Raw genomic sequence first — 13,315 nt, 5'->3', positions numbered from 1 at the left:
GGTCCGCCGTGAAAAAGGGAGATCTATTCCGATGCATGGGAGCGGCAAAGTAGCGTTTTCTAACAATTGAGAATCTCTCGTCGCCGCGCCATCAACGGTCACGTGATTCGCATTGCATACGAGGCATGTCAAACAATGAAACTTAAAACGAGACTAGTTGCCGTCGTGGTTGCGATCACGCTTGCCGGTTGCGACCAGGCTAAGAACTCGGACTTGGTGATTGACAATCGGGAGCCGGTATCGTGGATAAATAGTCCGCATTCAGAATGGCCACAGGTTCTACTGACAAATTACGCGGAATTTGATGGGCACACGTCACTCGAAGGCGCGAGTTCGTTTTTGGTCAAGAACAGCAAGGGAGCTGTTGTGGCGATTACCGCGAGACATTTGCTCAGTGAGCAGGGCGGTGTTGAACCAGCGATAGCGGTTGATCGTGTCAATGACGTATTGAAAGGATGGATTTTGTTTCCTCGTGACAACCCCGATGAGTTTGTCAGATTACGTGGCATAACGTTGTCTGACATGAGTCATTCGGACGAGGCATGGAACGAAATTGACTTTGTTGTCCTCGACCTTGCGGAAAACCCACCGAGTCAGTTCGAGCCACTTCCGATTCGGAAATCGCCAATTCAAGTTGGCGAGAAGGTCTACCTTTTTGGCATCCCCTATAATGAATCAGGTGGCCAGAATATTTATTCAGGAACAGTTACCGAACGAAGTGGTACGCGATTTCGATTCGACATTACACCATCAGCAAACATACGTGGATTCAGTGGTGCGCCAATTGTCGACTCCAAAGGATACGTCGTTGGATTGATGACAGTCTGGTTCCACGCTTCTATGGATGGTGACAATTACCTGGAGGCCGGCGGACAAGATATCGGATTGGTTGTTCCAGATATTTCGAGCCGGGCTTCAACTTTGACAACCGGCGAATCACCATGACATTGACAGGAATCGGGCTTGCGGCCGTTTTCAAGTGGAGTGTCAACCGTCGCGACCGGGTGATGTCCGCTGATACCCGACTGAAGTGCTTGAACTGAAATGGGCCTGGGCGAAGCTTCACTTGCAGTGTTTTTTTACATCGCAAAGATTGCGTTGCTGGCTGCGATCGTTCTGACGGTGCTCTTACGCACCTTCCGCCGGTTGCATTTCGGCAAACTGCTACTACTTGGATTTGTCCTATGGATCGCGTTCACGTTGACGGGAACCAAGCTTTTCCACCACGACCGATTTGTCGAACTGCATCGATCTCACAACGACTATGTCCCGACGACCGGATGTTTAACCTACGAACCAAGCTTTGGGCATTTGTTCGCGTCGTATTCGATGTCACGCACCGAATTCGATGTTTGGATCGCTCAATTCCCTGTTCCTATGTCCGAATACGATTCTCAGCTTCAACGATTTGACGAAGACCGACTCGGTTTTGCCGATCCTGATGCTGCCTTCGCAACCGAGTCCGCTTCGAACGGCGGACAAACGCGTGCTTATTTCAAGGACGGTACAATGTATCTTTCCCGAAACGTGATGTAGACGATCGATCCCGTTCCGCCTCCCGCCGTGGCCATCGGCCACGGCGGGAGGCGGAGTGTTTGGGGGTGCGCTCGTTTTCCGGTGGTGCGCTGCGTTGCAGCGACCACCGGCTACCGTCTGAAATCCCTCCCGGGATGAAGACAGATCGAAGCCGGAAGCAATGGGCGTACGGTGCGATGATTGCCCACGGTTCGTGCACCCACCCTCTCCGAGCCCGCCCTCACCTTGAGATTTGCAATCCTCCCCAGCTCATCGCTCGCCTCCTGTCGCCGCTCCGCGGCTTGTCGATCAAGAGGGGCACGCCCGAGACCTCGGGTTGAAACCCGAGGCTGACAACTTTCACCGCTCCGCGGTTGTTCGATCGCCTGCACACAACCAGTCGCGGAGCGACGGCAGCCGACAGCCTTGGGTTTCAACCCAAGGTCATCCACCGGCGATACCCAAGACTCAAAGTCGCGGAGCGACGACAGTTGCTTGCTTGCTCGTCGCCGAACGATCCCCCGGTTCAAATTCCGTACGATGGGCTTCCAAGCTCGTCGAAATGAAATCACGCCGGGCATCAAACCACTGCTCGACCGTCGTCCTTTGAGTGGGGCCACGTGACGGATTCCCTGCTCCTCACCAGCGGGCGAACGAGGGATTTCCTGGGTGAAACCAGAATTCTACGATTCGTTGCGATTTCAACTAGGCTACGGTTCGCGAATTGCGAAGTTCCCTCCCTAGCTTTCCAGCATGAATCCACTGAAACGGTTGAACCGGTCCCGAAATTCCCGGGTGCATCCCGATGCCCACATGACGTGGGCCTCACGGAGCATTTCCACGACGGTCACCCGAACCGGCCTGTACCTCCAAAAGCAGCTTTGGATCTGGCCGATCGTGGCTGTCGTGGTGTTGTCGACGATCGGCTATTTCATGGGCGGTGCGATTGAAACGACGATCAAAGGCAACGTCAGCTCAGGGATGCAAACGCTGGTCGATCTGGAAGCCGAAATGCTGACCAAGTGGTTCAGCGTTCAAGAGTCCGCAGCCGAGGCGTTGGCCAACGACGCCACCGTGCGACGAACGGTGTACCAATTGTTTCAGCCGGATCCGCCTGCTTCGCCCCCCGCATCGCCCGGCGACCCACACAAAGAACTGGCGGCCGAGTTGGGCCCCGCGATGTCGGCACACGACTTCGACAGCTATCTCTTGGTGGACAAATCCAAACGAATCGTCTCGGCAACCCACGCCGCTTTGGTGGGAGAGCAAGGGATTTCCGAGTACGAATCCTTCCTTGACCAGGCACTGGCGGGGGAAGCTTTCGTCTCCCCACCGTTCCCCAGCGTGGTGATGATGAAGGACACCGATGGGCAATCTCGAATGGGCGTCCCGACCATGTATGTCTGCGCTCCCGTTCGCGACCCTTCCTTTCAAGTCGTGGGAGTGCTTGCGCTCCAGATTCGGCCTGAGCGTGAGTTCATTCCGATCCTTCAGCTTGGTCGGACAGGTGCATCGGGCGAAACGTATGCCTTCAACGAAGACGGCATCATGATCAGCAACAGTCGCTTCGACGAAGAGCTCATCCTGCTGGGGCTGTTGCCGGACCAACCTCATTCGCGTTCCATCCTGCAGATGTCTTTGCGAGACCCCGGCGCTGATATGACGGAAGGTTTTCGCCCCAACCGCCGCCGGTCTCAGTTGCCACTGACAACCATGGCAGCCGATGCGATCGCGGGCAATTCGGGGCTGAACGTGGACGGCTATCGGGACTACCGCGGGGTGAACGTGATCGGCGCTTGGCGGTGGTTGCCAAAGTACAAAGTTGGCGTTGCGATTGAAGTCGATGCTGATCAAGCGTTTCGCCCGATTGTGATTTTGCAGCGCACGTTCTTGACGATCTTCGTTCTGTTGCTGTTGTGCGCGATCGTGATTTTTGTGTTCACCCTGATCGTCGCTCGGCTGCAGCGTCAATCGCGCGAAGCGGTGATCGAAGCCCAGCAACTCGGCCAATACACACTGGATCACAAGTTGGGCGAGGGCGCGATGGGGATTGTGTACAAAGGCCACCATTCGATGCTGCGGCGTCCCACTGCGATCAAGCTGTTGCATGCCGACAAAGTGAATGACACTTCGATCGCTCGTTTTGAACGGGAGGTGCAGATCACCTGCCAATTGAACCACGCCAATACGATCGCGATCTACGACTACGGCCGCACGCCCGAGGGAGTGTTCTACTATGCCATGGAATACCTCGACGGCATTGATCTTCAGGACCTCGTGGACAAGTACGGAACTCAGTCCGAGGCCCGAGTGATTCACATTCTGTTGCAAATCTGTGGGTCCCTGTTCGAAGCACATTCGCAGGGCTTGGTGCATCGCGACATCAAACCCGCCAATGTGATGTTGAATCGGCGGGGTTGTGAACCCGATGTGGTGAAGGTCTTGGACTTTGGTTTGGTCAAGGCGGTCGACCGCACCGAAGGATCGCCTGTGACCGACGGAAGTTCGATGTCAGGAACGCCGTTGTACATGTCGCCTGAATCCATCCAGGCACCAATGACCGTTGACGCTTGCAGCGACATCTACGCTGTCGGCGCCGTCGGCTACTTCCTGCTGACGGGCAAACCTGTTTTCGAAGCGGCCAATTTGGTCGACCTGTGTCAAAAGCACATTGAAGAATCCCCGGTCCCGCCGACCAAACGCAGCAACGTCAAAGTATCCAGCCAACTCGAAGACGCAATCATGGGATGCTTGGAAAAGTCACGTGCGAAGCGTCCGCAAACCGCGCGTGATCTCGGAATCCTGATCTCGAAATGTGCTGCAGCGAGCCAATGGACGATCGAGGAGGCCGATCGATGGTGGGGGCGGCACGAGCGCGGATCAGAGAGCAATGTCACCGCCTCTCCGACACCTGAATCATCCCCCACGGAGTCGTCCGCGATGGATGCCACGATGGACCAATCGTTCCAAGAGCCGCCGAACGACGCCGTTTAGCAACCAGGATCGCACGGGCGCAACGTTGCACGGCCCCCGAATCATCCTCCAATGCCCGAGCAGATCCACCTTCATGCCTGAACCTGATCGCATCCGTTGGGAACCATGGGCTGACGCCCAATGGCGACAACCTGTCGCCACTTCGTGGCTGAGCCGGGTGCCCTGTCGTCCCCTTGGGACTGACTGATCGCATCCGTTGGGGACCATGGGCTGACGCCCAATGGCTACAACCTGTCGCCACTTCGTGGCTGAACCGGGTGCCCTGTCGTCCCCTTGGGACTGACCGATCGCATCCGTTGGGGACCATGGGCTGACGCCCAATGGCTACAACCTGTCGCCACTTCGTGGCTGAACCGGGTGCCTTGTCGTCCCCTTGGGACTGACCGATCGCATCCGTTGGGAACCATGGGCTGACGCCCAATGGCCACAACCTGTCGCCACTTCGTGGCTGAACCGGGTGCCTTGTCGTCCCCTTGGGACTGACCGATCGCATCCGTTGGGGACCATGGGCTGACGCCCAATGGCGACAACTTGTCGCCACTTCGTGGCTGAACCGGGTGCCCTGTCGTCCCCTTGGGACTGACCGATCGCATCCGTTGGGGACCATGGGCTGACGCCCGATGGCCACAACTTGTCGCCACTTTGTGGCTGAGCCGGGTGCCCTGTCGTCCCCTTGGGATTGACCGATCGCATCCGTTGGGGACCATGGGCTGACGCCCAATGGCCACAACCTGTCGCCACTTCGTGGCTGAGCCAACGGCGGAGCCCTTTGCTTGCCTGCGTGTGGGACACTGCGTATTCTTACCGCGACGCCAAGAGACAGCGAGCGACGGAAACGTCGCGCACGTTTCACACGTTTGCTTTTCACGAGCGTGCTTGTGAATCCATGAGATCACCCACCTGTGATCACATTGAGTGAAGTTGTCTTTTTCTGCGCACTGGAGGCGCACTGAGCGATGAAAGTCGTGCCTGATCGGCACGATTCACCTCAGCGACAAAGTTGCCTTGACCGGCAAACCTTTTGTCGCCGCGACAACCGACGGCTTGTTCAACGGGTCGTACGGTTTGGAGCAAACAGGGTGATATTTCATCGGCATGGTTTTTTGACCGGGCACGTTTTGTGACCTAAGTTTGCTCAGCCCCACGGTTCGGAGTGTCTTCCGCGGGGCTTGGACTCACCCCGGTCCAGCATTCCCCCTCCAACGACACTCGCGATGGAATCGGCGCATGGACCTGTTAACGACGATCAACCGATGCTTTGCTTTCAACCAGCAAACGCTCCAACTGAACGACGGCAAAGCGATTGCCAAGCATGCTCGCCAGCGGCGAGTTGCTGGACGCTTGCGGACGTTCGCGTTGGTCTTCGGTGCCTTCGCCGTCGGTGGTTCCTCGATGCCGGCCTTCGCCCAAGGCTATGTGCCTTCACGCGGCCCGGCTGTTTCCGCTCCAACCAATGACGCGGAACGCAAGCTCGAAGAACAGGAACGTGCCCGTGCGTTGGCCGATGGGATTGAACTGGAAGATGCGGGCCAGTGGAGCGATGCGATCGACCACTACGAAGCCGCCACTCGCCGCTTCCCACAAGACCGCATCTTGTATCAGCGGTTGCTGATCAGCCGCTTGCGGTTTGACGTCAATCGTCGCTACCAAGATCAAACCTATCAACGGTCGCTGAGGGACATGACGACCTCTCAGTCGCTGGATCTGTACAGCGAGATCTTGGCCAACCTGCAAACGCACTACGTGGACACGATCGAGTGGTCCCGAGTGTTGCTGCACGGGACCGCCGCCTTGGAAACGGCACTCGACGACGAAACCTTCGTCCAAACGATGTTGCCCAACACATCGCCGGAGCAGATTGAAAAGTTCCGGATGGAGATCCATCATCGAATCAGTCAGCGATCAACACAAAGTCGCTTTGACTTGCGGGCCACCGTTTCGCAGGTCGCCTCCATGGCGCAACAAGAACTCGGATTGAGTGGCACCGCGACGGTGTTGGAATTCGTTTCCGGTGCCGTGTCGACGCTGGACACCTACACACGATTGCTGTCACCCGGACAACTGGACGACATGTTCAGCACCATCGATGGCAACTTTGTGGGCTTGGGCGTGGAACTGAAGCCTGGCGAAGATTGTTTGAAGATCCTGTCAGTGATCCCAGGTGGTCCCGCGGATGAAGCGGGCATTGTGGCGGGCGATCGAATCATGGGCGTCGACGCGACTTCCGCGGCTGATCGCGATCCAGACTACGTGGCGGATTTGCTGCGTGGTCCCGAGGGATCCACGGTTGCGTTGCAGATCGTTTCTGTCGACCAATCACCACGTTCCATTCATGTGGCTCGTCGCCGAGTCGATGTGCCCTGTGTCGAAAACGTGCACATGGTCGACGCCGAGGCGAAAACAGGCTACTTCCGCCTGACCAACTTTCAGAAGTCGACCCCCGCAGAAGTGGAACAAGCCCTGTGGACACTCAGTCGGCAAGGGATGCGTTCGCTGATCATTGACCTGCGAGACAACCCAGGGGGATTGCTGCCCGCTTCGGTGGAGGTTGCGGACCGATTCATCGAGTCAGGTCGAATCTTGACGACCCGCGGACGCAACGCTCGCGAAAACTTCGACTACTCGGCTCACCGTGCCAACACTTGGAATGTGCCGTTGGCGGTATTGATTGACCGGAACAGTGCCAGTGCCAGCGAAATCTTTTCAGGAGCGATCCGCGATTCCAATCGCGGCACGATCGTCGGCGAAAAAAGCTATGGCAAAGGCAGCGTGCAAGGAATCTTTCGGATGCAAGCGGCTCAGTTTGGATTGTGCCTGACGACCGCCAAGTTTTACTCGCCCAGCGGTCGAGCGATCAGCGAGAACGGTGTCGAACCACACTTGTCGGTGCCACCGACCTACATCGCCGCTCGTCCCGATGAGAATGGCCGCTTGGTCACGGAACTCGAAGACGACGTGCTTCAACACGCGATCGAACACTTGGCACAATCAGCCAACTGATCGGAAAGGCAGTCAAGACGTCCCCGTCCCAGCCGCGCAGCGGCGACAGGTGGGTTCACGCTCGCTGCCAACTGTCGTCGCTCCGCGACTTGGACGCGTGCTTGGTCGCGGATCAACCTTGGGTTGAAACCCAAGGCTGGTCAAATGCCGTCGCGCAGCGACTTGCTGGCATGGGATGCGAACACGGCCAGACGCTAGGCTTGCTTGGTCAACTCGTCGCGTTTGGCAGAGATGATCGCTAGCAGTTCGCGTTGTGGCTTGACAAATTTGTCGACGCCTTCGTCCATCAAGAACTTGTGCATCGCCTTGATGTCCAGAGCAGCGTCGATTTCGTCTTGGACCGCTTGCGGTGGCATGTCATCGACTTCTCGAGTGAACAATTTGCCGCTGGCGTCGACTGCTTCATTGGTCGATGGCGGGTTGGTTTGGATGTCACTGCCCGCCAAAGCTGCGACGTACTTCCATGGAGGATCGTCTTTGCTCTTGGTTCCCGTGCTGGCGAAGATCAGCTCTTGTTCCAGCTTCAGGTTTTTGTCCGCCCAGAACAGTTGGTTTTCTTTCCAAATGCGTTTTGCGTTCAGGATGCCAACATTGCCTTGCGCTTCTGGCGACAGGTTCGGCAATTCCTTTTGGGTGTACACATCAATTCGCGAGATGAAGATGCTGTAGACCGATTTGAATTGGTCGAGTGAACGGGTGCCGGATTCAGCCGCCCGTTGAGCACCTTTCCAAACCGCTTCGCGTGCGGCGTGGTACTGATCGCCAGTGAACATCAACGTCACGTTCAGGGTGATCCCGGCAGCAGCCAATTCTTCCAGAGCCAACAGCCCTGCTTCGGTGGCGGGAACCTTGATCATGCGGTTGGTGTGGCCCGCCGCCCATTGCTTGCCCAGCTCGATGTAGCGGGTGGCGATGTCGGAAGGCGAGAGATTTTGGTCGGGATCTTCCAAGATCGGATCGAGCTCGAAGCTGACCCAGCCGGCATTTCCAGCGGTCGATTGATGGATCGCTGCGAATTTCTTTTCTGCGTCGGTGACCAACTCGTCGGTCAGCGCCCAGGCGATGGCTTCGTCGTCGAGACCTTCACTGAGCAGCGCGTCGATTCGATCATCGAATCCGCCGGCCTTCACGATGCCAGAGATGATGGCAGGGTTGCTGGTCGCACCAACCGCCCCCCACTTGAGGTTCTGGTCAATTTCGGAGGGCTCGACCGAATCCAAATACAGCTTGGTTCCGGAATCAATCAGGGACTGGAGGGATGCAGACATCAGTTCACTTCGTGGGTTTCGGTTAGACAAGTGTGAATCGCGAAGACGCAAACAAACGGCTTTCACAAGCGAAACAGGAGCCAAACGCGATCGAATCGCTGGTGTCGCTGGCAAGCTCCGCCAGGTTGCGTTCCCCGCAGCTCCCCATTCGACGACAACTTCGCGGGTGGGGAGAGAATGAAAACGCAATTCCGACGGTCTGGTTCGCTGTGTTCCGCCGATTAGGCTGTTTCAACAATTAGAATGCATCCGGCCCGTTTTGTGGGGGTGGGGCAAAGCGTCGCTGACGCATTTCGAGTGGATCTGCAGGAGACCGCCAAGCGTTTTGGGTTAGAAACTCCCCAGTTTTTCTAACCCTCTCAATTGTCTTGCAACAATTGAAACGTTTGCGTGGGACAATCGCATTGACGTGGACCTTCTGCCGATCGCTCGATAGCTTATTCAGATGACCGACCTTGGCGGCAGATGCGTCGTTGACAGCGACGGATGCTGGCGGCAAAACGAGATTGAGACGAGTTTCAATCTCACGAAAAACTCGCTCCTTCAACTTGTCCAATCGAAGCTGTCCCGACGGGACCACTCTTCTTTCTCACTTTCGGAATCCTCGATGACCGCAGACTCAACCAAGCCGTCGTTCCTGGAGCGGCCTGGCCCGTGGGGACTGAGTGTGGCTTTGTTGATCCTCATGGGTTTCTTCTTTTTCATGCCATCGGCGTTCCGCGCTGCTCGCATGGGGCTGAAGAACAAAGAGAACGATGTCAAAGACTGGTTGCCCAGTGACTTTCCCGAGACCGCCGAACTGGATTGGTTCGCGGATCACTTTGCTGGCGAAAGTTTTGTTCTCTTGACCTGGGAAGGATGCAACGTCGGCGACCAACGGTTGCGACTGTTCGAAGACAAACTGCTGCACGAGTCAGCGAACTATCGCGAGCAACTGGCGGCGGAAGAGGCCTGGGGCGAAAACGCGTTGTCACTCGCTGAAGTCCAAGCCCGTGTCCGGGCCCGGGAACTGGGCGAGGAATTGGAATTGTTGCCGCCTGGCCAAGACCTGACCGACTGGGGCGGTGAAGGCGAGAAGTGGTTGGCTTCCGCCGATGGCACGTGGTACTACATCACGCCGGAAGGCAAGCTGTTCCGCTGGGAAGAGTCACTGAACGGCCCAGCGGCGTTGATCCGGAAAGTCAAAAAGTCACTCGGCAGTTACGAACTGCAGGGACAATTCGTGACCGCGTTTGGCGAACCGTCCACCGCCGAACGAATCAATCCGTTTTACAACGACCCGATGTTGTTGTGCGCTCCGTTGTTTCAAACGGTTCAAACGGGAGCCACCATCGCGGAAGAGCTCGCTGCCGAAGGCGGCCCCCTTTGGCCGATCGATCTGACAGATGTGACCAAGAAGCCCATCGTGGCCAAACGCCTTGCGATGGAACGTTTGACCGGAACGTTGTTCGCTCCCGCAGTCCCGCATGAGTTTGGTTGGACGGCGGAATCGTTCGTCGAAGCCTTGCCCGAAGCACAACGTGGCAAATTGCCGGCGAACGCCCTCGAGGTCGCTGAACAAACACTGCAAACCTTTGTGGCCGAACGCTTGGATGGTGAGCGAGAGAAGCTTCCCACTTCACTCACTCAGACCCAAACCGACGCTTGGTACGCCGTGTACGATTCGTTGGGCGTCGAACCTCCACCACGCTTGACGTGTTTGCTGGTCACGTTGACGGACTTGGCCAAGGACAATCTCGCGTTTGCGGTTGGTCGCGGCACGCTAGGAATGCCTCAGGGTCGATTGCTGCAACTGGCGCATCAATCCGGAATCCAGCCACCGCTTCCGCCCAGCAGTGCACCGCCACCGTTCAATCGCGAGCCACCTGAGTCCATTGGCGGAATGCCTCCGTTGCGAATGGGCGGTCCTCCGATCGACAACATTGCGATTGACGAAGAGGGCACGATCACGCTGGTTCGCTTGGTCGGTTACTGCATCCTGGTGGGCGTGTTGCTTTCGTACTTCTGCTTCCGCAGTGTCAAAGTCACGATCATGCTGTTTGTCGTCGGCGGTTCTGCCGCGATGCTCAGCATGTCGATGGTGGGTTGGACTGGCGGTCGCGTTGACGCGATTCTGATGTCGATGCCATCTCTGGTCTACGTGCTGGGGTTGTCGGGGTCGATTCACGTCATCAACTACTACCGCGACGAAGTCCGTTTCCGCGGGCGACGTGGAGCGGCCACACGCGCCTTGATGCATGCGGCATTGCCGTGCTCGTTGGCGGCACTGACCACTGCGATCGGTTTGGCCTCGCTCTTCACCAGCAACCTGAAACCAATCAGCAACTTCGGGTTGTATTCCGCGATCGGTGTGATTTCGACGCTGGGCATTCTGTTCAGTTACCTTCCCGCGGCACTGGAAACGTTTTCGCCGCAATTTGGCCAAGACAAATCCGAAGAACGCAAACGCTTGGCCGCTGCAAAACGCAAGGATGGGTCAACCGGCAATGCCTCGGCAGGCGATTCCCAACCATCTCAAGGTGCGGTTTCCGGTGAGTTGGAATTGGCGGCATGGTGGGCAGGCGTTGGCCGCTGGATCACCAGCCATCATGCGGTCGTCAGTGTCGGTTGCATCGCAGGTCTGGCGATTGCATCGTTGGGATTGTTCAAGATCACAACCTCGGTGCAGTTGCTGAAGCTGTTCGATCCTCAGGCTCGTATCCTTCGCGATTACGCTTGGTTGGAGGATCACTTTGGCAACTTGGTGCCGATGGAAATCGTGGTTCGCATGCCTCCCGAAATCCAACGCCCGGAGCGTTTGGCGGCGACGAGCGAAGAGGAAATCGAGGATCAGGATCGGTTGTCCGACCCGATTTCGCTGAGTTTGTTGGAACGCATTGAGGCGGTCGCACGAATCCGCAAAGTGGTCACCCGCTCGCTCGGCGAAGAAGGCATCGCCAAGGTTGGCCAAGCGTCCAGCATGGACACCTTCATCGCGCCGCTTCCGGATGTCAGCAATGGATGGAGCAACACGCGATCACAATTCAACAGTCGCCTGAACGATTCTCGTGACGAGCTTCTTCGTAGCGATTACGTCAAAGTGGAAAAGAACGGTCCGCTCAAGGACAGCGAACTGTGGCGTCTGAGTTTACGCGTCAGTGCCCTGTCGGATGTTGATTACGGGTTATTCATCAACGAACTGAAAGACGCGGTTGATCCGGTGGTGCAAGCCTACCGTGTGCGAGCAAAATTGTTGCGTGAGTTGCAACAACCCGACGGCACGCAGATTCCAAAGGCGAAGGTTCTGGTGCTCGGTGCCCAAAACATCTTGGATTTGGACAGTGCGACCCTGGTGACCACCGATGAAGCCAGTGGCGAACGCGTGGTGGATCAGCAAGCTGTGTTCCTGGCCACATTGCGTGAACTGTTGGGCAACGAACGCATCCGACAAAGCTGGATTGATCCTGAAGCCGCTGACGCGATTGCAAAACCCTCGGACGAGAACTGGGATCGGAGAATCGCGGCCGCAGACGTGGTCATCGATCTGGCGGGACTGAGGTTCCAATCCTCGACGGCCACCCCAGCCGCGGCCGAGAAACCCACACCGTCGATCGCCGCCGGAGCGCCCCGATTGATCTCCGCCATGGAAGTGATTTCGCGGCCGATCCCGAAGCACATTTTGACACTTGAGAAAGTCGCGGACGGGCTACCAGATCGCTTGCCGGTTTTTGAGCTCGACGAACCTGCCACGCCTCAGGTGATCTACACGGGGGTCGTTCCGGTGGTCTACAAAGCCCAGCGGACTCTGTTGGGCAGCTTGGTTGAATCGATCTTGCTCGCGTTTGTGCTGATCGGCTTCGTGATGATCGTGTTGCTGAACCCAGGTTCTTTCCCCGCCAATTGGCTGGCTCCTGCCAATCTACGTGCGGGCTTCGCGGCGGGTGCCGTGTCGATGATTCCCAACGTGTTCCCTGTGCTACTGGTCTTTGGCATCATGGGACACTTGCGAACGGCAGTCGACATCGGAACGATGATGACCGCCAGCGTCGCGATGGGTGTCGCGGTGGACGACACGATCCACTTCCTGACTTGGTTCCGACAGTTCCTCGAAGAAGGCAAGTCGCGAAAAGAGGCGGTCATTGAAACCTACCGCCGGGTTGGCCCTGCCATGACTCAAACGACCATCGTGGGTGGACTGGGATTGTTCATCTTTGCGATGTCGACCTTCACCCCCACGCAGCGTTTTGGAACGTTGATGTTGGTGATGTTGGCAGCCGCGTTGATCGGTGACTTGATCTTGTTGCCCGCTTTGTTGGCTGGGCCACTTGGAAAGGTCTTCAAACCAAGGCACGACCACCTGGGAAAGCCCGCGTTTGACCCTGGTCAATCCGCGCCAGGTGAACCGGTGATGGGAGACGACCAGGTCACAACGCAGAGCCCACCCGAGGGGATTGTGGTGACCGAGGACACTCCCGTGTTGAAGGTCCACAAACCGCCGACACGGGCGGAGTCCAAGCATCCCTCCCCCAAGGGCTGATGCTTCGGTCAGGTTCGTCAGC

6 protein-coding genes are annotated in these 13,315 nt (G+C 57.2%); 5 read left to right on the top strand and 1 reads right to left on the bottom strand.

Annotated features, from left to right (window positions below; genetic code table 11):
- Window positions 1–102: 102 nt before the first annotated feature.
- The 4 genes from UH5x_RS02570 to UH5x_RS02555 all read left to right on the top strand — a co-directional run bounded on the left by UH5x_RS02570 (window position 103) and on the right by UH5x_RS02555 (window position 7,509).
- Window positions 103–945, top strand: coding sequence for a S1 family peptidase (locus UH5x_RS02570; RefSeq protein ID WP_482634604.1), 843 nt, complete (start codon window positions 103–105; stop codon window positions 943–945).
- Window positions 946–1,044: 99 nt separating this feature from the next.
- Window positions 1,045–1,536, top strand: coding sequence for a hypothetical protein (locus tag UH5x_RS02565; RefSeq protein ID WP_482634603.1), 492 nt, complete (start codon window positions 1,045–1,047; stop codon window positions 1,534–1,536).
- A 732-nt stretch (window positions 1,537–2,268) separates the two neighbouring features.
- Complete coding sequence (locus tag UH5x_RS02560; protein WP_482634602.1) at window positions 2,269–4,509, top strand: protein kinase domain-containing protein; 2,241 nt, start codon at window positions 2,269–2,271, stop codon at window positions 4,507–4,509.
- Window positions 4,510–5,736: 1,227 nt separating this feature from the next.
- A complete protein-coding gene (locus tag UH5x_RS02555) occupies window positions 5,737–7,509 on the top strand; it encodes a S41 family peptidase (protein WP_047816073.1) in 1,773 nt (590 codons plus the stop codon).
- 194 nt (window positions 7,510–7,703) lie between these two features.
- Here UH5x_RS02555 and UH5x_RS02550 read toward each other — a convergent pair whose 3' ends face one another.
- On the bottom strand, window positions 7,704–8,777 hold the full coding sequence (locus tag UH5x_RS02550) for a transaldolase family protein (RefSeq protein WP_047816074.1): 1,074 nt from the start codon (window positions 8,775–8,777) through the stop codon (window positions 7,704–7,706).
- A 607-nt stretch (window positions 8,778–9,384) separates the two neighbouring features.
- Here UH5x_RS02550 and UH5x_RS02545 point away from each other — a divergent pair.
- Window positions 9,385–13,293, top strand: a complete 3,909-nt coding sequence (locus UH5x_RS02545) for an efflux RND transporter permease subunit (RefSeq protein ID WP_482634601.1) — start codon at window positions 9,385–9,387, stop codon at window positions 13,291–13,293.
- Window positions 13,294–13,315 lie beyond the last annotated feature (22 nt).

The sequence above is a fragment of the Rhodopirellula sp. UH5 genome (genome assembly GCF_056839225.1).
The sequence above is the reverse complement of the archived record's forward strand: the minus strand, read 5'-3'. Positions and strand labels throughout refer to the sequence as shown.